Source organism: Kribbella orskensis (assembly GCF_004342085.1).
GTDB classification, from domain to species: domain Bacteria; phylum Actinomycetota; class Actinomycetes; order Propionibacteriales; family Kribbellaceae; genus Kribbella; species Kribbella orskensis.
The window spans coordinates 757735-778260 of record NZ_SLWM01000002.1; the positions used below are offsets into that span (position 1 = coordinate 757735).

The 20526-nt window shown below is 68.5% G+C and carries 22 protein-coding genes; 12 read left to right on the plus strand and 10 right to left on the minus strand.

From position 1 onward, the window contains the following. Positions 1 to 61: 61 nt before the first annotated feature. On the minus strand, positions 62 to 1402 hold the full coding sequence (gene glnA / locus EV644_RS08530) for a type I glutamate--ammonia ligase (protein WP_132187722.1): 1341 nt from the start codon (positions 1400 to 1402) through the stop codon (positions 62 to 64). Between the two features lie 134 nt (positions 1403 to 1536). Here glnA and EV644_RS08535 point away from each other — a divergent pair, with 134 nt between their 5' ends. Both EV644_RS08535 and EV644_RS08540 read left to right on the plus strand, forming a co-directional pair. Further along, positions 1537 to 1953, plus strand: coding sequence for a thiol-disulfide oxidoreductase DCC family protein (locus EV644_RS08535; protein WP_241997938.1), 417 nt, complete (start codon positions 1537 to 1539; stop codon positions 1951 to 1953). A 10-nt stretch (positions 1954 to 1963) separates the two neighbouring features. Then, positions 1964 to 2368, plus strand: coding sequence for a hypothetical protein (locus tag EV644_RS08540; protein WP_132187721.1), 405 nt, complete (start codon positions 1964 to 1966; stop codon positions 2366 to 2368). Here EV644_RS08540 and EV644_RS08545 read toward each other — a convergent pair. Together EV644_RS08545 and EV644_RS08550 are read right to left on the minus strand one after the other, a co-directional pair. Then, positions 2294 to 3280, minus strand: a complete 987-nt coding sequence (locus EV644_RS08545) for an HTTM domain-containing protein (protein WP_132187720.1) — start codon at positions 3278 to 3280, stop codon at positions 2294 to 2296. The genes EV644_RS08540 and EV644_RS08545 overlap by 75 nt on opposite strands. Continuing rightward, a complete protein-coding gene (locus tag EV644_RS08550) occupies positions 3277 to 3810 on the minus strand; it encodes a hypothetical protein (RefSeq protein WP_241997937.1) in 534 nt (177 codons plus the stop codon). The genes EV644_RS08545 and EV644_RS08550 overlap by 4 nt, the downstream gene beginning before the upstream one ends. A gap of 86 nt (positions 3811 to 3896) precedes the next feature. Here EV644_RS08550 and EV644_RS08555 point away from each other — a divergent pair, with 86 nt between their 5' ends. From EV644_RS08555 to panB, 3 genes are all read left to right on the plus strand, one after another. Then, a complete protein-coding gene (locus EV644_RS08555) occupies positions 3897 to 4259 on the plus strand; it encodes a nuclear transport factor 2 family protein (protein ID WP_132187719.1) in 363 nt (120 codons plus the stop codon). Positions 4260 to 4609: 350 nt separating this feature from the next. Beyond that, a complete protein-coding gene (locus EV644_RS08560; protein WP_132187718.1) occupies positions 4610 to 6382 on the plus strand; it encodes an NAD+ synthase in 1773 nt (590 codons plus the stop codon). A 191-nt stretch (positions 6383 to 6573) separates the two neighbouring features. After that, the gene (panB, locus tag EV644_RS47700) at positions 6574 to 9246 is read left to right on the plus strand and encodes a 3-methyl-2-oxobutanoate hydroxymethyltransferase (protein WP_241997936.1); all 2673 of its coding nucleotides are present in this window, start codon (positions 6574 to 6576) and stop codon (positions 9244 to 9246) included. A gap of 27 nt (positions 9247 to 9273) precedes the next feature. Here panB and EV644_RS08570 read toward each other — a convergent pair whose 3' ends face one another. Further along, positions 9274 to 10176, minus strand: coding sequence for an aldo/keto reductase (locus EV644_RS08570; protein WP_132187717.1), 903 nt, complete (start codon positions 10174 to 10176; stop codon positions 9274 to 9276). A 103-nt stretch (positions 10177 to 10279) separates the two neighbouring features. Here EV644_RS08570 and EV644_RS08575 point away from each other — a divergent pair, with 103 nt between their 5' ends. Further along, on the plus strand, positions 10280 to 10777 hold the full coding sequence (locus EV644_RS08575) for an NUDIX hydrolase (protein WP_132187716.1): 498 nt from the start codon (positions 10280 to 10282) through the stop codon (positions 10775 to 10777). Here the strand turns inward: EV644_RS08575 and EV644_RS44415 are convergent, their stop codons facing one another. After that, positions 10778 to 10954 (minus strand): hypothetical protein, encoded by a 177-nt coding sequence (locus tag EV644_RS44415; protein ID WP_158292769.1) that lies wholly within the window; start codon positions 10952 to 10954, stop codon positions 10778 to 10780. Positions 10955 to 11017: 63 nt separating this feature from the next. Continuing rightward, positions 11018 to 11755 carry a helical backbone metal receptor gene (locus EV644_RS08580; protein ID WP_132188312.1) on the minus strand — a complete coding sequence of 246 codons (738 nt, stop codon included), beginning with the start codon at positions 11753 to 11755 and terminating at the stop codon, positions 11018 to 11020. A gap of 394 nt (positions 11756 to 12149) precedes the next feature. On the opposite strand from EV644_RS08580, the gene EV644_RS08585 reads away from it, so the two are divergent. Then, positions 12150 to 12824, plus strand: coding sequence for a histone H1-like repetitive region-containing protein (locus EV644_RS08585; RefSeq protein WP_132187715.1), 675 nt, complete (start codon positions 12150 to 12152; stop codon positions 12822 to 12824). A gap of 74 nt (positions 12825 to 12898) precedes the next feature. On the opposite strand, the gene EV644_RS08590 is transcribed toward EV644_RS08585, so the two are convergent. After that, the gene (locus tag EV644_RS08590) at positions 12899 to 13087 is read right to left on the minus strand and encodes a hypothetical protein (protein WP_132187714.1); all 189 of its coding nucleotides are present in this window, start codon (positions 13085 to 13087) and stop codon (positions 12899 to 12901) included. A gap of 54 nt (positions 13088 to 13141) precedes the next feature. Here EV644_RS08590 and map point away from each other — a divergent pair, with 54 nt between their 5' ends. Beyond that, positions 13142 to 13990 carry a type I methionyl aminopeptidase gene (map, locus tag EV644_RS08595; protein ID WP_132187713.1) on the plus strand — a complete coding sequence of 283 codons (849 nt, stop codon included), beginning with the start codon at positions 13142 to 13144 and terminating at the stop codon, positions 13988 to 13990. A 131-nt stretch (positions 13991 to 14121) separates the two neighbouring features. Here map and EV644_RS08600 read toward each other — a convergent pair whose 3' ends face one another. Then, positions 14122 to 14895, minus strand: a complete 774-nt coding sequence (locus EV644_RS08600) for a nucleotidyltransferase domain-containing protein (RefSeq protein ID WP_132187712.1) — start codon at positions 14893 to 14895, stop codon at positions 14122 to 14124. After that, positions 14892 to 16421, minus strand: a complete 1530-nt coding sequence (locus EV644_RS08605; RefSeq protein WP_132187711.1) for a S10 family peptidase — start codon at positions 16419 to 16421, stop codon at positions 14892 to 14894. Before EV644_RS08605 ends, EV644_RS08600 begins: the two co-directional genes overlap by 4 nt. An 88-nt stretch (positions 16422 to 16509) precedes the next feature. Between EV644_RS08605 and EV644_RS08610 the strand changes: the two genes are divergently transcribed. Together EV644_RS08610 and EV644_RS08615 are read left to right on the plus strand one after the other, a co-directional pair. Beyond that, positions 16510 to 16899: an ester cyclase gene (locus tag EV644_RS08610; RefSeq protein ID WP_199239691.1), complete on the plus strand. Its 390-nt coding sequence runs from the start codon at positions 16510 to 16512 to the stop codon at positions 16897 to 16899. Continuing rightward, complete coding sequence (locus EV644_RS08615; RefSeq protein ID WP_132187709.1) at positions 16899 to 17456, plus strand: TetR/AcrR family transcriptional regulator; 558 nt, start codon at positions 16899 to 16901, stop codon at positions 17454 to 17456. Before EV644_RS08610 ends, EV644_RS08615 begins: the two co-directional genes overlap by 1 nt. 39 nt (positions 17457 to 17495) lie before the next feature. Here EV644_RS08615 and EV644_RS08620 read toward each other — a convergent pair whose 3' ends face one another. After that, positions 17496 to 18305 carry a maleylpyruvate isomerase N-terminal domain-containing protein gene (locus tag EV644_RS08620; protein WP_199239692.1) on the minus strand — a complete coding sequence of 270 codons (810 nt, stop codon included), beginning with the start codon at positions 18303 to 18305 and terminating at the stop codon, positions 17496 to 17498. 227 nt (positions 18306 to 18532) lie between these two features. Between EV644_RS08620 and EV644_RS08625 the strand changes: the two genes are divergently transcribed. After that, entirely contained in the window at positions 18533 to 18766 is a 234-nt protein-coding gene (locus EV644_RS08625; RefSeq protein ID WP_132187708.1) for a hypothetical protein, read from the plus strand. A gap of 10 nt (positions 18767 to 18776) precedes the next feature. Further along, positions 18777 to 20525 carry a fumarate reductase (quinol) flavoprotein subunit gene (gene frdA / locus EV644_RS08630; RefSeq protein WP_132187707.1) on the plus strand — a complete coding sequence of 583 codons (1749 nt, stop codon included), beginning with the start codon at positions 18777 to 18779 and terminating at the stop codon, positions 20523 to 20525. The last annotated feature ends 1 nt before the right edge of the window (position 20526 follow it).

The window sequence follows — 20526 nt, forward strand, 5'->3', positions numbered from 1 at the left end:
ACTATTTACCGTTATAACGCGGCAAGCAGTAACTATCTGCGACTCCGTCGCAGGGGATCGGTCACAGGACGGGCAGCAGCTTGTTCAGCTCGAACGGCGTCACCTGGCGGCGATAGTCCTGCCACTCGGCGCGCTTGTTCCGGAGGAAGAAGTCGAAGACGTGCTCGCCGAGGGTCTCGGCGACCAGTTCGCTGTCCTCCATCGCCTGGATCGCCTCGGCCAGGCTGCTCGGCAGCGGCTTGATCCCGAGCGCACGACGCTCGCGGCTGGTCAGCGACCAGACGTCGTCCTCGGCCTCGCGGGGCAGCTCGTACCCCTCCTCGATGCCCTTCAGCCCGGCCGCCAGCATCAGCGCGAACGCGAGGTACGGGTTCGCCGCGGAGTCCAGGGAGCGGAACTCCACCCGGCTCGACTGCCCCTTGTGCGGCTTGTACATCGGCACCCGGACGAGCGCGGAGCGGTTGTTGTGGCCCCACGAGATGAACGAGGGAGCCTCGTCGCCGACCGCGAGCCGCTTGTAGGAGTTCACCCACTGGTTGGTGACGGCCGTGATCTCGGAGGCGTGGTGCAGCAGCCCGGCGATGAACGCGCGGCCGGTCTTGGACAGCTGGTACTGCGCGCCGCCCTCGAAGAACGCGTTCCGGTCGCCCTCGAACAGCGACATGTGGGTGTGCATCCCGGAGCCCGGCTGGTCGCTCAGCGGCTTCGGCATGAACGAGGCGTAGATGCCCTGGCTCAGCGCCACTTCCTTCACCACCACCCGGAAGGTCATGATGTTGTCGGCGGTGCTCAGCGCGTCGGCGTACCGCAGGTCGATCTCCTGCTGGCCCGGGCCGCCCTCGTGGTGGCTGAACTCGACCGAGATGCCCATCGACTCGAGCATCGTGATCGCCTCGCGGCGGAAGTCGTTGCCGATGCCCTGCGGGGTGTGGTCGAAGTACCCGGAGGAGTCGACCGGTTCGGGGTACGTGCCGGGCGCGCCGGTCAGCGACTTGAACAGGTAGAACTCGATCTCGGGATGGGTGTAGAAGGTGAAGCCGAGGTCGGCCGCCTTCGACAGGGTCCGCTTCAGCACGTGCCGCGGGTCGGCGAAGGAGGCCGAGCCGTCGGGCATGTTGATGTCGCAGAACATCCGGGCGGTGCCCATCGTCTCGCCCCGCCAGGGCAGGATCTGGAACGTCGACGGGTCCGGCTTGGCCAGCATGTCCGCCTCGGTCACCCGGGCGAAGCCCTCGATCGCGGAGCCGTCGAAGCCGATCCCCTCGGCGAACGCGCCCTCCAGCTCGGCCGGCGCCACCGCCACCGACTTCAGGAACCCGAGCACGTCGGTGAACCAGAGCCGCACGAACCGTACGTCGCGCTCCTCGAGCGCGCGCAGCACGAACTCCTGCTGCTTGTCCATCGGCGAGTCCACCTCTCATGCGTCGGGAAACAGTTGTCGAGCGAGCCTCACACAGTCTGCCCCGGCTCTGTTAAGCAGACGTTACGTCCTGGTGGGCGCCTCCGGCGAAACCGGCCTCGGCGTACCGTACAGCTGTGGCCCCGAGTCCGATCCAGAGTCCGATCCAGACCCCGATCCTGATCTTCGACGGCGACTGCGCCTTCTGTACGACGAGCGCCCGCTGGCTGCAGGGAAAACTGGGCGGCAGCGTGCTGGTGGAGCCCTGGCAGTTCACCGACCTCGCGGCGTACGGGACCACCGCGGAGCGGGCGTCGTACGAGGTGCTCTGGGTGGACCAGGCCGGACGGATCCACGGCGGCGCGCAGGCGTTCGCGCGGTGGCTGATCCACAGCGGCGGCGCCTGGCGGGTGCTCGGCACGGTGATCACGCTCCCACCGGTGCGCCGGCTGGCGGCGGGCGTCTACCGGCTGATCGCGAACACCCGGGAGAGGATGCCCGGCGGCACGCCCGCTTGCGCCCTGCCGCGTCAAACCAGTACGCCGGAGGACTAATCTTCGTCGGGTGCAGACGATCTTCCACGCCGCCCTGATCGTGGCCGGGCTCCTCTGCGCCAGTGACCTGCTGCTCAGCACGGCCCGGTTCGTCCGCTCGGTCCAGCAGAAGCGACCCGCCGAGCTGGACGTCCTCGGGCGCCGCTGGCTGCCGATCCCGGAGCTCGGTTTCGGCATGTTCGCCTTCTGCTGCCCCGGCCTGGTCACGCTCGCCCTCACCGACGCCGACGGCACCCTGCCGACCAAGCAGATCCTGCTCGCCGCGTTCGTCTTCGGGTACGCCGGTGCGGTGCTGTCCCGAGTGGTCCGTACTCCGGGCCCCGGCGGCCGCCGCTTCCGGCTACGCGCCGGCCTGCTCCTTGGCCTGCCGGCCCTCTTCGGCCTGGTCTTCGGCCTCTCCGGCGTCGCCGGCTGAACTGCTCGAGCTGTCTGAGCTGTTCGGGCCCCAGCGCTGCTTGAACCAGGGCACGATCCGCTCCATCGGCGCGAACGCCAGCCAGCAGACCACGGTCGGCAGGAAGTGGATCAGCAGGATCGCCGTGTTGGCGAGATGGAACCCGATGAAGAAGAGCGCCCCGAGCAACTGCCAGCGGCCCTTCAGCCAGAGGATCACCGGGGACAGGAACTCGCCGATGATCCCGACCCACTGCATCACGTGCAGCATCCACGGGTGGTGCAGCAGCCACTCGCCGACCGGATGCGGCCGCCGCACGATCGCCCAGGTCAGGATCGCGCTCCCGGGCCAGGCCAGTGTCCACCCGGAGCCGCGCAGCTTCGCGATCGCGGACAGGAAGTAGGTGGAGATCACCGAGATCTGGACGCACTTGATCGCCCAGCCGGCCGCCTCGGACCTGGTCTGGTCCGCGTACGGCGAGACCTCCCGGCGCCAATTCCAGTTCCAGCCCTTGGTACGCGGGGCCACCGTCGGCAGCACCCAGAGCGCGACCACGAGCGCCAGGTGGTCGTGGTCGACCTTGCCGTCGCTCATCCCGATCAGCACCCACCAGGTGAACGCGGGGGCGACGATCCAGCCGGCCAGCCGCGGCAACCTGTTGGTGGACGCCACCAGACACGCGACGATCAGTACGACGTACAGGGTGGTCGTGTTCGCCACGGACGGCTTCGGCAGGTCGAACAGCCGGGCCAGGAACAGCGGCTGGTAGAGCCCGGGGTGCTCGCCCTTCAGCCGGGTGTCACGCACGAACGCGTGCATGTCGAGGATGACGAACAGGTAGAGGATCGTCCGCAGCCACGCGATCCGGGCCAGCGCGATCGCCGGGGTGAACCAGTTCAGGGCTCTCTGCGTCCGGGTGGCTTCCGCGCTCATCGGCGCACCTGCCAGGTGGCGAGGACCTCGGACTTCGGCGGGCCCTCGACCCGGCCCTTCACCAGCGTGGTGGTGTCCCGGATCAGCTCGAGCTTCACGTACCTCGGCTGGTCCGGGTGCTTGCGCGCCCACCCGTCGGCGACCGACTGGAGCAGCGACGGGTCCGCGACGATCTCCCCGGTCCGCGCCTCGATCTCGGCCCGGGCCACCCCGGCGCCCTCGATGTTCAGCGGTACGTCGACCGTGGTGCCGGCGTCGGTCTGCGCGCTGATCCGGGTGTAGGTGATCGACGCGTCGTCGGCCACCGCCCCGGCGTACTGCGACATCGGGCCGAACGGCCAGACGTCGTCGGTGGCGTGCACCGAGCCGTTGATCAGCAGCCCGATCCCGGCCAGCGCGACGAGGATCCGGACCGCCTTACCCACCCGGCCCAGGCGGAGCCGGCCGTCCGGCCCGTCGGGCCCCGAACCGTCTGGTCTGGAACCGTCTGGTCTGGAGCCGTCCTCCGTCCGCTGCTGCCCGCTCGTCACGCCGCCATTACACACCAGCCTGGTTTCACCCTCCGGCGGCGCCGTGGTGAGAATGTGGGCCGGACGCGCAGCGAAGGGACACCAGGATGCCCACCATCCAGCAGATCGCCGAGGCCTTCTCGAGCCACCGGTTCCGGGAGGTCTACGACTATCTCCACCCGCAGGTCGAGTGGGTGCTGGTCGGCGCCGCCCGGCTGGAGGGACCCGACCAGGTGAAGGTCGCCTGCGAGCAGTCCCTCGAGCAACTGTCCCGCACGTCGACCCAGTTCCTCCGGTTCAAGAGCGTGGTCGGGACCGACGCGGTCGCCGTCGACACCGTCGCCAAGTACGTCGACGCGAGGTGGCAGGGCTCGTTCGTCCGGTCCTGCGACGTGTACGAGTTCGTCCAGGGCTGGCTGGTCGGCATCACCTCCTACACCGCCGAGATCGAGGCCGACGACGTCCGGTAGGTGAACCGGCGGATCAGGACCTCCATCGCCCCCGCCGACCGGTGCGCCGCATCCAGTCGGCCATCAGCGCGGTCGTCAACCAGGTCGCTGTCGCCAGCAGCGCTGTCGTCGTGACGGTCGGTCGTCCGCCAGACCGCCCAGGTAGGGGGTGAAGGCAACGGCCCACACGACCGACAGCCGCCACGGCCTGGGTGATCGGCCGTCACTCCCCCACCGAAGCGGCTGCGCGGCGGTCCGGCAGCCGCACAAAGTATCGGCCGCCGCGACCTTCGTCTGTGCGCTCGCGCAGAAATGGTCAAGATCCTGCAGCCTTGGTCGAAAGAGGGTCGACCGACCAGTAGGGTGCTCCCGTGCCTCAGCTTCGGGTTGCTCTCGCTCAGCTCAACGTGACGGTCGGTGACATCGATGGGAATACCGACAAGATCGTTTCCTGGACGCGCAACGCCGTCGAGCGGGGCGCCCACGTGGTCGCCTTTCCGGAGCTGGCGCTGACCGGTTATCCGGTCGAGGATCTGGCCCTGCGCCAGTCGTTCGTCACGGCGTCCCAGGTCAAGCTGCGCAAGCTCGCGGCCCGGCTGGCCGAGGAGGGTCTCGGCGAGATCGTGGTGATCTGCGGCTACCTCGACCGCGCCACCGGTACGGCAATGGGGATCGATCGGCTGGGGCGCCCGAAGGGATCCCCCACCAACTCCGCGGCCGTGATCCACCAGGGTGAGGTGGTCGCCAGCGCGGTCAAGCACCACCTGCCGAACTACGGCGTCTTCGACGAGTTCCGGCACTTCGTCCCCGGCGACACCCTGCAGGTGATCCGGATCCACGGCGTCGACGTCGCCCTGGTGATCTGCGAGGACCTCTGGCAGGACGGCGGCCCGGTGGCGGCCACCCGCGCCGCCGGCGCGGGACTCCTGCTGGTGGTGAACAGCTCGCCGTACGAGGCGAACAAGGACGACGTCCGTGGTGAACTGGTCAGCCGCCGGGCCCGCGAGGCCGGCTGCCCGCTGGCCTACGTGAACCTGATCGGCGGCCAGGACGAGCTCGTCTTCGACGGCGACTCGCTGATCGCCGATGCCGAGGGCAAAGTGTTCGCCCGCGCGCCGCAGTTCGAGCAGGGCAGCATGGTGGTCGACCTCGACCTGGCCGCCCCCACCGGTACGCCGGGCGGCGAGCACGAGGGCATCCGCATCGTGCACACCGTGCTGCACGAGGACCCGCTGCCGGAGTACGAGCCGATCGCCGGCGCGCAGGCGCCGCGGCTGTCCGACGAGGCCGAGATGTACGGCGCGATCGTGACCGGGCTGCGCGACTACGTCCAGAAGAACGGGTTCAAGTCCGTGCTGCTCGGGCTGTCGGGTGGGATCGACTCCTCGCTGGTGGCCGCGATCGCCTGCGACGCGATCGGCGCCGAGCACGTGTTCGGCATCTCCAACCCGAGCGTCTACTCCAGCGACCACTCCAGGGACGACGCCGCCGAACTGGCCGCGCGTACCGGGCTGAACTACCGGGTGGTGCCGATCCAGCCGATGGTGCAGCCGTTCCTCGACACGCTCGGGCTGACCGGGCTGGCCGAGGAGAACCTGCAGGCACGGGTACGCGCGGTGATCTGGATGGGGCTGTCGAACGCCGACGGCCACCTGGTGCTTGCCTGTGGCAACAAGTCTGAGCTGGCCGTCGGCTACTCCACCATCTACGGCGACGCGGTCGGCGGGTACGCGCCGCTGAAGGACGTGCCGAAGACGGTGGTCTGGCGGCTGGCCAAGTGGCGCAACGCGGATGCGAAGGAACGCGGTCAGCAGCCGCCGATCCCGGAGAACGCGATCGCCAAGCCGCCGTCGGCCGAGCTCCGGCCGGGCCAGGTCGACACCGACTCACTGCCGCCGTACGACCTGCTCGACGACATGCTGGACGACTACGTCGAGCAGGACCGCGGTACGGCGGAGCTCGTCGCCGCCGGCTTCGACACGGAGCTCGTCAGCAAGGTGATCCAGCTGGTCGACAGAGCGGAGTACAAGCGACGGCAGTATCCTCCGGGTCCGAAGATCACCCACAAGGCCTTCGGCCGGGACCGGCGGCTGCCGATCACGAACGCTTGGCGTGAGGACGCGAGGAAGGTGACGGAGACCTGAGCGGATCCTGGCGTAACCGCCCATTCAACGACAGTCCGTTCTTCCCGCCGGAGTCTCCGGACGCCGCGGACGACTGGGACCTGCCCGAACGCGGCATCGATGCCGACCCGAACCCGCCTCGGTCCGGTGTGAGCGAGCACTCACCTACGGGCGGTAGCGCTCACCCTCCGCAACGGTGGGACGATGGGCGCATGGTTGACAACTTCATGTCGGCCGGTACCAACGGCGACGCCGATGACGAGATGCCGGCGCCGTACGGGACCGGACCGAAGAACCGGACAACCGAGGAGCCCCACCGCTCGGAGTACGGCTATGCCGAACCGGACCGTTCCGGCGACGGCTGGCGCGACCGCTCCACGGCGCTGGACGGCCTCGACCCGTCCCCGTCGCTGCCGAACGCGCCCCGGTCCTACGAGCGTGGACCCGTGCCTCAGCAGCCGTACGTGCCGAAGTCGCCGTTCCTGCCGGGTCCGCCTCCGGAGCCGGAGTACCCGCCGGCCGGTGGGTATCAGCAGGGGTACACCGAGCCGTCGTACGGGGAGCCGCCGTACCGGGAGCAGTACCGCGAGCCGTCGTACGACGAGTCGCCGTTCGCGCCGCGGCCTCCGTACGAGGAGCCGACGCAGGAACGTCCATTGCAGGAACGTGCTCAGCAGGAGCGGGCTGCTCAAGAGCGGGCGGCCCAGGAGCGCGCGGCACAGGAACGCGCCGTCCAGGAACGCGCTGCGCAAGAACGTGCTGCCCAGGAACGGGCTGTGCGGGAGCGGGCTGTGCGGGAGCGGGCTGTGCGGGAGCGGGCTGTGCGGGAGCGGGCTGCTCGTGAGCGTGCCGCGCAGGAGCGTGCTGCCCAGGACCGGGCGGCTCAGGAGCGTGCCACCCAAGAGCGGGTGTCGCAGGAACGTGCCGCGCAGGAACGTGCCGCCCAGGAACGTGCCGCGCAGGAGCGGTTGTCGCAGCAGGAGCAGAGTCCGTTCCGGGCTCAGCCGCAGCAGAACCCGTTCGCTCCCGGTGCCGCCGGAAGTCAGCCGCAGAACCGTCCAGGTGCGCCAGGTCCTGGTGGCCCTGCGCCGGCTGGTGGCCCTGCGCAACCAGGCGGACCGGCACAGACCGGTACTCCCGGGCAGGGACTGCGGCCGGGTGCGCCCGGTGCTGCCGGCAACGGTGTGACGCCGCACGGCTCAAGTAGCAACGGCTGGAGCAACGCCACCCCAGGCTCGTCGCAGTCCAACGGACTCTCGACTCCCACCCCGCCGCCATCGCCGGCCCAGCCCGCCGCGAACCCCTCGGCGAACGGACTCGGCTCGCACGGCCCCGGCTCCAATGGGCTGAGCTCGCACGGTGTCGGCTCCAACGGCTTGAGCTCGCACGGCCCGGGCTCGAACGGTCTGGGTTCCAACGGCTTGGGTTCCAACGGTGTGGGCTCCAGTGGTTCCAACGGCCTGACGTCGGGTCCCGCGTCCGGTGGTCCTCAGCCGAAGGCCGCGAACGGCACGACGCCGCCCGGCCCCGCGCAACCGTCCGCCGGCAACCCGGCACCCGACGGCCCGGCTGCGAGCCCGTCTCCTGCGAGCGCGGCTCCCAGCGAACCGGCCAACGGACCGACCGCAGGCGGCGCTGCTTCAAATGCCCCGGCCGACCCGACGAACACCGCGGCGTCCAACGAACCCGCTGCGACCAGGACCGGACCGAGCTCTCAGGGTCCGACGGGCTGGACTGGTCCTGCGCCGACTCCCGGTTCGATCCCACCCAGTCCCGCGGCCAGCGCGGCCAACGGTTACCCGTCGGACCCGTCAGCGGAGTACGAAAGCAATGCACCTGTGAGCAACGCACCTATGAGCAATGCACCTCCTTCGAGCGAGCAGCGGCCCGCCGGGGCTCGCCGTCGTGCTGATGTGCAGCAGGACGCACCCAGCCTGGTCCGCCAGGACGCGGCAGGCTCGCGCCGTGCGGGCCGTCGTGCCCAGCCGTCCGGCAGCACTCCCGGCACCGTCACCAACAGCACGGGTTCGACCGGCGCCTCGGCAACCAGCGGCGCGTCCGGCGGTACTCCGGCGGATGCGGGCAAGCGACCGCGCAGGTACCGGATCCATCACCTGCGCGACATGAAGAACCGCGGCGAGAAGTGGGCGATGCTCACGGCGTACGACCAGTACACCGCCGAGATCTTCGACGAGTCCGGCATCCCCGTGCTGCTGGTCGGCGACTCCGCCGCGAACAACGTCTTCGGCTACGAGTCGACCCTGCGGGTCACCGTCGACGAACTGATCCCGCTCGCGCGGGCGGTCGCCGGCGCCGTCGAGCGGGCGCTGGTCGTCGCGGACCTGCCGTTCGGTTCGTACCAGGCGTCGCCCGAGCAGGCGTTCCACACGGCCGTCCGCTTCATGAAGGAGGCCGGCGTCCACGCGGTGAAACTGGAAGGCGGCCGAACCGTCGTACCGGCGGTCGAGAAGCTGACCCAGGCCGGCATCCCGGTGATGGCCCACATCGGCTTCACCCCGCAGAGCGAGCACAGCATCGGCGGCTACCGCGTCCAGGGGCGTGGTGACCAAGCGGCCGCGCTGATCGACGACGCGGTCGCGCTGGCCGAGGCGGGTGCGTTCTCGGTGGTGCTGGAGATGGTGCCGGGCGATGTCGCCGCGGAGATCACCAAGCGCATCCCGGTCCCGACGATCGGCATCGGCGCCGGCCGCGACACGGACGCCCAGGTCCTCGTCTGGCAGGACATGGCCGGCCTCCGCTCCGGCCCCATGCCCCGCTTCGTCAAGCAGTACGCCGACCTCCGCGGCATCCTCACCACCGCAGCCACCACCTACGCCGCCGAAGTAGCCAACGGCACCTTCCCCACCGACGACCACACCTTCTGACCCCCGCAGATCTGGATCCAGGGCGGCCTAGATCCAAGGAAGAGCCGAGCGCTCCGACCAGTACTCGTAGGGCTCCTGGACGAACTCTGTGAGTGGGCCGCGGTTCTCGGGTGCGAGGTTGCTTTTCAGTTGCTCGGCGGTGGTTGCGCCGCTCAGTACTACGTCAGCCCAGGGCTGGGCGGCGGCCGCACCGATCGCCAGGGAGTCGGGCGCGACGCCGTGTTGTGCGGCGAACTCGTTGAAGGGGGTTTCGCCTGCCCGCGAAGTGAGGCGTCCGTTGGCGACGGCTTCCTTGACGACCACGAACCAGCCGGCGTCGTGGACCTCGGCCAGCGCCGGGCCGACCGAGGTCTCCAGCACGTTCCACGTCGCCTGGACCGCGGAGAACGGGCCGCCGAGCTTCAGAGCCTTCTGCAACGTCTCCGCCTGGCGCGGACCACTCGTCGACAACCCGACCCGTACTCCGGTATCCGCCAACTTCGCGAGTCGGTCGAGCAGGTCCTTGTCGCCGAGAGCCGGGCTGTCCGTCGTGAGGCTGTGGATGAGGTAGAGGTCGGGCGGACCACCAAGCGCCTGCAGGGTCTCGGGCCACTGCCGCTCGAAGGTCGCGAGCGAGTGGTCCTTCACCTCGTGGGTGTCCGCGTCATGCCGCCAATCGGCGACGTACGTGTAACCCCACTTCGAACCCACCGTCAGCTCGCTACGCCGTTCGGGAGTGAGCCACGCCCCCAGGAACTGTTCCGCCAGACCGTAGGAGCGCGCGGCATCGAAGTACCGGACACCCGCTTTCCAGGCCTGTTCGAGCAGTTCGTGCGTCCGGCGGCGGAGGTCCTCGACCTCACGGCCCGGCGGGAGGTCCTGGTCGTGTCCGAGGTTGATGTACCCCGGTCGTCCGATTGCCGCCAGTCCCAGTCCGATCCGCGCAGTCATGCTGCGATCGTCTCACCGGCGACCAACGCGGCCACGCTCGCTCGATGTGAGACGCGCCGCACGAACACTCGAAGGTGCGAAGCGGTCGGTAGCGTTTCGAGGTGTGACTGATACCCGCCTGCCACCACCTGGCACCGTCGTCCGGCGCAAGACGGCCCGCGTCCTGCCTGTCCGCCCGGACGGCAAGGTGCTGCTGCTGCACGGCTGGGACCCGCTGCGCCCGCAGACGCCGTACTGGTTCACCATCGGCGGTGGCGTCGAGCCCGGCGAGACGGTGAAGCAGGCCGGGATCCGCGAACTGCCCGAGGAGGTCGGCATCCTGCTGCCCCCCGACCAGCTGGGCGAGCCGGTGGCGACGAACGAGATCGAGTTCGAGTGGGGCGGCTGCCCGATCATCCAGCACCAGACGTTCTTCGCGGTCGGCGTCGACGCCGTCGAGGTGAGCTTCGCCAACCAGGAACAGCTCGAGCTGGAGACGATCAGCGATCACGGCTGGTGGCACCCGGACGAGCTGGAGGCGACCGGACAGGCCGCGCACATCACCATCCCGAACCTGCTGCGGCAGGCGGTCGAGGAGATCAGGTACCGCGAGGCGTCCTGATCAGCGCTCGCGGGCCGTCTTCAGGACCTTCTTCTTGAGCTTCTTGTCCACGATGTAGTTCCGCAGGTCGAGGCGCTCGGCGCAGCCGGCGTCACTCAGGCGCTTCAGGACGACCGGGCACTTCTTGCACCTCGGCTTGTCCTTGCAGCACTTCTTCTTCGCGGTCATGGATGGCATCCGGCAAGCGTAGGTGAGCCTGCCCTAACCGTCTACCTGACCTCGCAGCCATCGTGTCGCAACTCACTGCAGCTGGTCGATCAGCAGTGACCGGGCCTCCACCAGTGACGGTCCGTACCAGGTCAGGTGCCGTCCGGATATACACCGGCTCGGCCGCTCGAAGGCCTCCGGCCCGTCCGCGGGCGAGAACGGGTAAGGCTCGTCCGGCAACACCACCAGGTCGTACTCCGGTAAGGCGTCCAGGTCGACCTTCGGATAACGCTCCGGGGAATCCGCGAAGACATTGTCGACGCCGAGTCTTTGCAGCAGATCACCGGCGAAGGTGTCGCGTCCCAAAACCATCCACGGCCGCCGCCAGATCGGAATCACCGCCCGCCGGCGCGGTCCGCGGTACGGCGTCCGCCAAACCGCGCGGGCGTTGTCGAGCCACTGCGGGATCTCGCCGGTGATTGCCGAGAGCATTCGCTCCAGTGAGTCGAGTGATTCGCCGACGGTCGTCGGCGCGGTGACCCAGACCGCGATCCCGGCCGCGCGCAACGCGTCGAGATCGGCGTCGCGATTCTCTTCGGCGTTCGCGATCACGACATCCGGCGCGAGGTTGCGAATCAGTTCGACGTCCGGGTTCTTGGTGCCGCGCACGCGCGTCACGTCGAGGTCCGCGGGATGCGTGCACCAGTCCGTCGCACCGATCAGCAAGTGCGCGTGCGTTGCCGCGACAGCCTCTGTCAGCGACGGCACGATGCTCACCACCCGGCGCACTCGCGACGGCAACGAGACAACCGTTTGCTGGTCGTCGTGCATGCGTTCAGCACCTCTCTTCGATCGGCTGCACAACAGCATCGCAGACCCTTCCGACGACCGTTCGACGGTGCGTTCACCGTGCCTTCGAGGTGCGTTCGACATGTGCTGTGAGGAGAGGTTGCCGATGACAACACTTCGCCGCGACACCGCGAAACGGCTGTTCGGCACCGTTTTTCTGCGCGTGTCGCCAACAAATCTCACGGCCCATCGGGCAAGCTCGACGCGCACCGGAAACCCTTCTCTACAAGGATTCTCGGACTTTTCGCCCGGATTGGCCGCCGGGACGCCTTAACGTGCTGACGTTTCGGGTGCTTTACGTACGCACCAAGTGTTGTCATCATCATGACGACGAGGAATCCACCGTGGTTTTCCTCAGCCGCACCAAGGAGGCAGAGTGCCAGCCACAAAGGCAGCCGCAGGGAAGGCGACAGCCAAGAAGGCTTCTCCCGCCAAGAAGACTGTCGCCAAGAAGACCAGCGCCGCGACCACCGCGCGCAAGGTCACCGCAGCGAAGAAGACAGTGACGAAGAAGGTGAGTGCGGCGAAGAAGGCGGTCTCCAAGGCCCCCGCCAAGAAGACGGCCGCAAAGACGACGACTGCGAAGAAGACCGTCGCGAAGAAGACGACGGCGAAGAAGGCCCCGGCCAGGAAGGTCGCCGCCAAGAAGGTCGTCGCGAAGAAGACGACGGCCAAGAAGGCTCCGGCGAAGAAGACCGTGGCGAAGAAGGCCCCCGTCAAGAGGGCGACGACGGCGAAGAAGACCGTCGCGAAGAAGGCGCCGGCCAAGAAGACGACCGCGAAGAAGACCGTGGCCAAGAAGGCCCCCGCCAAGAAGACGACGGCCAAGAAGACCGTCGCCAAGAAGGCGCCGGCCAGGACGGTCGCGGCCAAGAAGGCACCGGCCCGCAAGGTCGCAGCGAAGAAGGCACCCGCGAAGAAGGTCGCGGCCAAGAAGGCACCCGTCCGCAAGGTGGCTGCCACGAAGGCCCCGGCCCGCAACACCGTCGCCAAGCGGGCGACGACCGCGCGGAAGGCCCCGGCTCGCAAGGCCGCGGCGAAGAAGGCCTGATCGCGAGCTCGCACCACGACACTGAGGGGCACCACCGAATGCGGTGGTGCCCCTCAGCCGTGCTCAGGTGATGGTCAGTCGTCGTTCCACCTGGGGTCGTTGTCCCAGGCCTCGTTGCGTTCCTGGACCTTCTCCAGCGCCCGGGCCGCTTCTTCCGGCGAACTGTAGGGACCTAGTCGCTCCGCGGCCCGGTCACCGTCGTAAGGCTCGACCTTGCCGGTTTTGACGTTGTAGTACCACTCGTTGCTGTGATCGTCGGCCATAACCGCTGACCACCTCCCGGGAGTCTTGTCGCAGCTAACTAGAATGATCTCACCATGTCGCTTCTCACTCCTGGCATCATCTCGCCTCGCCGTCCGGTACCCGCGTCCATTCCCCGGCCGGACTACGTCGACAAGCCCGCGCCGACGCCGTACGACGGGTCCTACGTCACCGCGCCCGAGCTGGTGGCGAAGATGCGCGTCGCCGGCAAGCTCGCCGCGCAGGCGCTCGAGGCTGTCGGTGCCGCCGCGAAGCCCGGTGTCACCACGGATGAGCTGGACGCGATCGGCCACGACTACCTGGTCGAGCGTGGCGCCTATCCGTCGACCCTCGGCTACCGCAACTACCCGAAGTCGCTGTGCACGTCGGTGAACGAGGTGATCTGCCACGGCATCCCCGACGACCGCCCGCTCGAGGACGGCGACATCGTCAACGTCGACATCACCGCGTTCCTCGACGGCGTGCACGGCGACACCAACGCGACCTTCCCGGTCGGCGACGTCGACGAGGAGAGCCGGCTGCTGGTCGAGCGCACCCGCGAGGCGCTGAACCGCGGCATCAAGGCGGTGAAGCCCGGCCGTCAGGTCAGCATCATCGGCCGCGTGATCGAGTCGTACGCGAAACGCTTCGGCTACGGCGTCGTCCGCGACTTCACCGGGCACGGCATCGCCACCGCCTTCCACTCCGGGCTGATCATCCCGCACTACGACGACGAGCGGTTCGACGACGTGATCGAGCCGGGTATGACGTTCACGATCGAGCCGATGCTCACCCTCGGGTCCTACGACTACGACCTCTGGGACGACGGCTGGACCGCCACCACCAAGGACCACTCGCGCACGGCCCAGTTCGAGCACACCCTGCTCGTCACCGACACCGGCGCCGAGATCCTCACCCTCCCGTGACCCCCCGGCGACCGTACTCCGCGACGCCGCCACCCACCGAGTAGACCTCGTCACCGACACCGCAGAAGCCTTCTACGCGTCACTGGACCACCACACGCTTTCAGGCCTCCGTCTCTACCCCTCCTGAGCATCTAGAGGGCCAGGGCTGTGGTGACTACCTCGCGGCCGTAGGGGACTGCTGATTTGGCGTCGGCGATGGTGAAGTGCTGGGGGTGGCCGGAGCGGTGGGTCAGGGAGCGGGTGATGAGGCCGGTCCAGGTGGGGAAGGTGGTGAGGGCGTGTTCGCCGGCGGCGGTCTTGGAGATTATGTTGCCGGTGGCAAGTAATGCGTGGAGCCGGGGGACGCCGAGGACCACCCACGGGAGGATCCAGTCGGGGAGGACCTCGTCGCCGGGCTTGTCGGCGACGGCTGCCTCGAGCTGGTCGAAGCTCGGGGTCCAGTACGACGTGAGGTTGGCGCGGGTGAAGTCGACGAGAGCCTGGTGGTCGTCATGGATCGTGAGGCCGGGCGCGCTCCGTACAGCCAGAGACTGGCGTGCCAGCTCCGACCAGAGGACCGGGCTGACCGGACCGCCGTACGGGGCTTCTTTGAAGACGCCGTCCAGGGTGAACACGACCGGCTTGCTGGGATCCGGCGCGACCGCCAAGTCCTCGGCGGTCAGGTAGGTGACGTCGAAGGCGGGCTTGGCCGGCAACTCCTCGTGCACCGACCGGACGGCGGCGACCTCCGTCATCGGCTCGGCGACGACGACCACGCCGTCGATGTCACTCGACGCCGGGTGGAAGTCGCCGAGCGGCACCGACCCCGTCAGGTAGAGGCCGACCACCTGGTCCGGCAGCACCTTGTCGATCAGTTCCAGATAACGCGTGGTGGTCTCGGCGACTTCCGGCGGAAGGGACGTCATCGGTTGGAGGCTCCCTGGATGAAGGCCGCGAGATCCTTGGACTGCTGCACCCGCGACGGCTCGTGGACGTACATCATGTGACCCGCCGGGTAGTAACGAAGTTCGATGTTGTCGCGCAGTTCCGCCGGGATCTGCAGTCGGCCGATCGTGTGCTCGGTGGCGAAGTACGGCGTCGCGCAGTCGTAGTGTCCCGACGCCACGTGCACCTTCAGGTGCGGGTTCGCCCGCATCGCCTCGGCCAGCTTGTCCGCGACGCTGACGTGGCTGTTCTCGAACTCCTTGAAGGACCAGTCCTTGGCCGCCTGGCTGCTGATGATCTCGTACGGCAGGTCGTTGAGGTACTCGAGCTCCGCGCGCAGGTAGTGGTTCACCGCCGCCGTGTACGGGCCGATGATCGCCCGGAACGACGGGTCGTCGGTCGACACCTCGCCACCGGCGTCCGCGTCCCAGCCGGTGAAGCGCCCGTCCAGCCGGCCGGCCACCTGGCGGCGAGAACGCAGCAGTTCCGCGAAGAACCGGGTGTGCTCGATCCGCAGGTTCACCCGGTCGAGATAGTCCTCCGACAGACCGGTCAGCCCCGCCAGCCGGGTGAGCACCTCGGCCCGGTAGTCCGCCGGCAACCGGTTGCCCTGGGCAAGGGCATTGGGGTAGCGGCCGGCCGCGAAGCGCTCCGCGTCGGCGAGCACCTCCGCCAGTTCCCGGTCCGGGATCAACCCGTGGTAGTGCGCGACCGCGGCGTACGACGGCAGGAACAGCGTGAACGGCAGATCGTTGCCCGGGGTGAAGTCCAGCGTGCCGAACTCCAGTACCGCGGAGATCAGCATCACTCCGTTCAGGTACATCCCGTACCGGTCCTGCAGATGCGCGGCCAGCCCGGCGGCGCGCGTCGTACCGTAGGACTCGCCGGCCAGGAACTTCGGCGACATCCAGCGGCCGTTGCGCGACGTCCACAGCCGGATCACCTCGCCGACGGACTCCAGGTCGCGGGTGAAGCCGTGGTACTCCCCCGGCTTCTCCCCTGCCACCGCACGCGAGTAGCCCGTCGAGACCGGGTCGATGAACACCAGGTCGCTGTGCCGCAGCAACGTCTCCGCGTTGTCCACCAGCCCGTACGGCGGGGGCGCGAGTTCGCCGGCATCACCCGAGACGACGCGTCGCGGGCCGAGCAGTCCCATGTGCAACCACAGACTCGACGACCCAGGCCCACCGTTGAACGCGAACGTGACCGGCCGGTCCGAGGCGTCCGCGTCGTCGAGGGTGTAGGCGGTCAGGAACACCTCGGCCTTCGGCAGATGCCCGTCGAACTTGCCCTCGGTCAGCACCTCCTGGCGCAGCACGATCCGCCCGGTGGTGGCGGTGTACTTCAGCTTCCGCCGCCCGATCGTCAGCACGTGCTGCGTCGTCGTCAGGTCGTCCACCGGAACCTCGGCGGCCGGCGCGGTCGCGCTCACCGCCTCGTCCTCCGGTGCCGTCTGCTGCTTCTTCGGTGCCGCCTGCTTCTTCGGTGCCCGCTCCGCCGTCGCCATGGCCTGCACCCTAGAGGCTGGACAGTCCTGCACCGCACCGACCGGGCATCAGGTATGTTTGACACCACTGTCAAACATGGGAGCACCGATGACATCGAGCGAGCTCGTCGAAGCGTTCTGGGAGCAGGTCTGGAACGCGCACGACCCCGAGGCGGTCGACCGGTTCGTGGTCGAGGACTTCGTGATCACCAACGGCGGTCGCGACATCGTCGGTCGGGACGCCTTCAAGGCCTGGGTGGCCGCGTTCCTCGCCGAACTTCCCGACCTGCGCATGCACGTGGAGGAAACGTTCGAGAATGCCGACGGCAGCCGGGTCACCTCGCGCTGGCGAATCACCGGCACGAACTACGGCTACCTGCACAGCGCGGCGATCGGCGAGCCGATCGGCTTCACCGGGACGGCCGTCTGGGAGGTCCGCGACGGCAGCCTCGTACGTAACTGGGTCGAGCGGTCGACGCCTGCCGTACTGACGACCTAATGGCCGGAGTTCGGCAGTTCGACGAGCAGCAGGCGTACGCGGCGGCGCTCGACGTCTTCTGGACGAAAGGTTTCCGGTCGACGTCGATGCTCGACCTCGCCACGGCGACCGGAGTACAGCGTGGCTCGCTCTATCACGCGTATGGCGGCAAGGAGCAACTGTTCCTCCGCCTCTTCGAGCAGTTCGCGAACGACTTCCTAGCCCGGGTCGCCGACGCTCTCAAGCCGTCGGATCCCCACGAGGGGTTGCTCCGGTTCTTCGACTGCTGCATCGCTTCGATCACCACCGGATCACCGTCACGCGGTTGCCTCTCCACCCGTACTGCGGTCGAGGCGGACCCGGGCGCGGTCGAGGACGCCGTACGCAAGCTGCTCGATGACCTGGAGGAGTTGGTGTTCGAGGCGTTGCCAGCAGCCGGCCTGACGGTGGAACGGCGCGAGGCGGCGCGGCTTGTCGTCGCGCACACCCGCGCCCTCGCCGTCTTGGAACGGGTGTACGGCGACCCCGCGCGGTTGCGGGAGACGGCGGCGACGCTGGTGTCCGCGTTGGTCCGCTGATCCCGCTAGCGCGGCCGATCCAGCGTCCCGAACTCCAGCTCAGATGCGGAAGAACAGGTTGAGATAGCGGTCGGCGACGGCCCGATCGCCGCGGATCGTCCCGGAGTTGCTCCGGCCGAAGGCGGTCAGCACGAAACTGCCGGGGTCGAACTCGAGGACCGTACTCAGGTCGTTCACTTCTCCGGTCTCGTACGACATGCCCTCGGGCCTGACCAGGACCCGGGTGTCGCCGGCGTTCGGGCCGCTGGTGATCCGGATGCCCAGCTCGCAGGGCTCGTTGACTCCGGTCGTGTACTGCCACAGGACGTACATGAAGGGCACGAGCAGGTCGGCCGCCTCGCCGGTCAGGCCGTGCGCCCGGCCGGTGCCCTGCCGTACATCCCAGGAATGGACGCCGTAGTCCATCAACTGGAAGGCAGGGAAGAAGAACGAAGGCAACGGGCCCATGTAGAAGTGCGGCACGGTCAGCCCGCCCCAATCCTCCGGTCCGAGGGCGTCGAAGGTCTGCATGATCTTGTCGAAGTCGCCGCGAAGCCGTTCGACCAGCTCGGTCCGGGGGACGTCGCGCAGCGCCAGGGCCTGCTTGTCGACCCGCTCCGCCATGCCCGGCAGACCATAGGCCGCCGGCACCTCGGTATGAGCCCTGGCCGCGTCGAACGCGACGAAGTACGCCTCGGTGGTGTCGGCGATGTGTGCCACGGTGTCGCGAACCTGCCAGTGGCCCGCACCGGTCGGCGCCTCCCAGGCTTCCTCGCTGTCGACCAGGTCGAAGAACTGTTCGGCCTCGTCCCGGACCACCCGGAGAATCGTCTCCTTGCCCTCGTACGACATCGGGTTCCAGCTGCTCATGTCCCTACCTCCGTTGCAGCCTGAGGGGCTGGAGGTGGTGTCCGTCGAGCCGGGCGCACCGCACCCGGAACGGGGCGGGCATCACCTTGAAAGTTCAAACGTACTCCGGCCGGCCTGGGTTGAGCAGGGTCTGCGAACAAGCGCAGCCATTGCCGCGAGCAGGTCCGAGGGGCACTATCTATGTGTGATGTGAGTCACAAACATTCGGGCAGCCGAGGAGGTTGGTGATGACCGGAACCATTACCCACTTCACCGCGGAGCGAGCCCCTTGCGGACGGCTCGTGGACGGTGATCGCAGCAGGGACGACGACCTCGAGGGTCTTCGCTTCGACGACATGACGTACGCGTGCGGCTGCCGTCGGGTCAAGCACGAGTTCCACGACGGGAGTATGCGGATCAGGACCATCCGCCACGACGGGAAGGTCCTGATGGACGAGCACAGCGGCGACCACGAAGCATGACCGGCCGTCGATGAGCGCGTTCCATGACGTTCTGGTGATCGGGGGCGGCGGCGCCGGGCTGCGCGCGGCCATCGCGGTGGCCGAGACCAACCCGCGGCTGCGGGTGGCGATCGTGTCGAAGGTCTATCCGATGCGCAGCCACACGGTGTCCGCGGAGGGTGGAGCTGCGGGTGTCGCCGCTGCCGACGACAGCCTCGACGAGCACGCCTACGACACCGTGTCGGGCAGCGACTGGTTGTGCGATCAGGATGCGGTCGAGGCCTTCGTCGCCGAGGCTCCCCGTGAACTGCTCCGGCTGGAGCACTGGGGCTGTCCCTGGAGCCGCCAGCCGGACGGGCACACCGCCGTACGGGCCTTCGGCGGGATGAAGAAGAAGCGCACCTGGTTCGCCGCCGACCGGACCGGCTTCCACATGCTGCACACGCTCTTCCAGACCGTGCTGTCGTTTCCCGAGGTCGTCCGGTACGACGAGTGGTACGTCACGAAGCTCCTGGTCGACAACGGCAGAACGTACGGCGTCGTCGCCATCGAACTCGCCACCGGGCGGACCGAGACCATCACCGCCAGCGCCGTGATCGTGTGCACCGGCGGCTGTGGCCGGGTCTACCCGTTCACCACGAACGCCAACATCAAGACCGGTGACGGCATGGCGCTCGCCTACCGGGCCGGCGCACCGCTCAAGGACATGGAGTTCGTCCAGTACCACCCGACCGGCCTGCCCTTCACCGGCATCCTGATCACCGAGGCAGCTCGGGCCGAGGGCGGCTGGCTGCTCAACAAGGACGGCTACCGCTACCTGCAGGACTACGACCTCGGCATCCCCGAGCCCACTCCGGTGATGCGCAGCATGGAGCTGGGACCACGCGACCGCTTGTCACAGGCCTTCGTGCACGAGTTCGACAAGGGCCGGACCATCGACACGCCGTACGGGCCGATCGTGCATCTGGACCTTCGCCATCTGGGTGCCGAGCTCATCGACGCCAAGCTCCCCTTCGTGCGGGAGCTGTGCTCGCAGTACCAGAACATCGACCCGGTGACCGAGCTGGTCCCGGTGCGCCCGGTGGTGCACTACATGATGGGCGGCATCCACACCGACATCCATGGTGCGACGCCGATCCAGGGTCTGTACGCCGCCGGGGAGGTCGCCTGCGTGAGCATCAACGGCGCCAACCGGCTGGGGTCGAACTCGCTGCCGGAGTGCCTGGTGTTCGGTACCCGCGCCGGCCGGGCCGCCGCCGTGTTCGCCGGCCAGTACGGCGGCGCCATCCCGCCGGCGATTCTGGCGCAGGGCCGCGACGAGGAAGACCGGCTGGAGCGGGAGCTGACGCGGCACGCCGAGGAGGGGCGCGAGCGGATCGCGGACATCAGGACCGAGATGCAGACAGCGATGGAGAACGGCGCGGGGATCTACCGGGACGGCGACTCGCTGGCGAAGGCGGCCGATGAGCTGCAGGAGCTGCGACTGCGGTTCGCCGATGCCGCCATCGACGACCACAGCCGGACGTTCAACACCGAGCTGGTCGCCCTCCTCGAGCTGTCGTTCATGCTGGACGTTGCCGAGAGCATCATCACCTGCGCACTGCAGCGTGAGGAGTCACGCGGGGCGCATCAACGCACCGACTTCCCGGCCCGCGACGACGAGCGCTACCTCGCGCACTCGCTGGTCCACCGCGAACCCGACCGCCACGGCCGTCGGGTCCAGTACCTCCCGGTGACCATCACCCGCTGGCCACCGGGCGAACGCGTCTACGGGAGATAGC

Coding starts and splice junctions, on each gene's coding strand:
- glnA (WP_132187722.1), bottom strand. CDS start 1,402: ATGGACAAGCAGCAGGAGTTCGTGCTGCGCGCGCTCGAGGAGCGCGAC.
- EV644_RS08545 (WP_132187720.1), bottom strand. CDS start 3,280: ATGAGCGCGGAAGCCACCCGGACGCAGAGAGCCCTGAACTGGTTCACC.
- EV644_RS08555 (WP_132187719.1), top strand. CDS start 3,897: ATGCCCACCATCCAGCAGATCGCCGAGGCCTTCTCGAGCCACCGGTTC.
- panB (WP_241997936.1), top strand. CDS start 6,574: ATGGTTGACAACTTCATGTCGGCCGGTACCAACGGCGACGCCGATGAC.
- EV644_RS08570 (WP_132187717.1), bottom strand. CDS start 10,176: ATGACTGCGCGGATCGGACTGGGACTGGCGGCAATCGGACGACCGGGG.
- EV644_RS44415 (WP_158292769.1), bottom strand. CDS start 10,954: ATGCCATCCATGACCGCGAAGAAGAAGTGCTGCAAGGACAAGCCGAGG.
- EV644_RS08580 (WP_132188312.1), bottom strand. CDS start 11,755: ATGCACGACGACCAGCAAACGGTTGTCTCGTTGCCGTCGCGAGTGCGC.
- EV644_RS08590 (WP_132187714.1), bottom strand. CDS start 13,087: ATGGCCGACGATCACAGCAACGAGTGGTACTACAACGTCAAAACCGGC.
- map (WP_132187713.1), top strand. CDS start 13,142: ATGTCGCTTCTCACTCCTGGCATCATCTCGCCTCGCCGTCCGGTACCC.
- EV644_RS08600 (WP_132187712.1), bottom strand. CDS start 14,895: ATGACGTCCCTTCCGCCGGAAGTCGCCGAGACCACCACGCGTTATCTG.
- EV644_RS08605 (WP_132187711.1), bottom strand. CDS start 16,421: ATGGCGACGGCGGAGCGGGCACCGAAGAAGCAGGCGGCACCGAAGAAG.
- EV644_RS08610 (WP_199239691.1), top strand. CDS start 16,510: ATGACATCGAGCGAGCTCGTCGAAGCGTTCTGGGAGCAGGTCTGGAAC.
- EV644_RS08615 (WP_132187709.1), top strand. CDS start 16,899: ATGGCCGGAGTTCGGCAGTTCGACGAGCAGCAGGCGTACGCGGCGGCG.
- EV644_RS08620 (WP_199239692.1), bottom strand. CDS start 18,305: ATGAGCAGCTGGAACCCGATGTCGTACGAGGGCAAGGAGACGATTCTC.
- EV644_RS08625 (WP_132187708.1), top strand. CDS start 18,533: ATGACCGGAACCATTACCCACTTCACCGCGGAGCGAGCCCCTTGCGGA.
- frdA (WP_132187707.1), top strand. CDS start 18,777: ATGAGCGCGTTCCATGACGTTCTGGTGATCGGGGGCGGCGGCGCCGGG.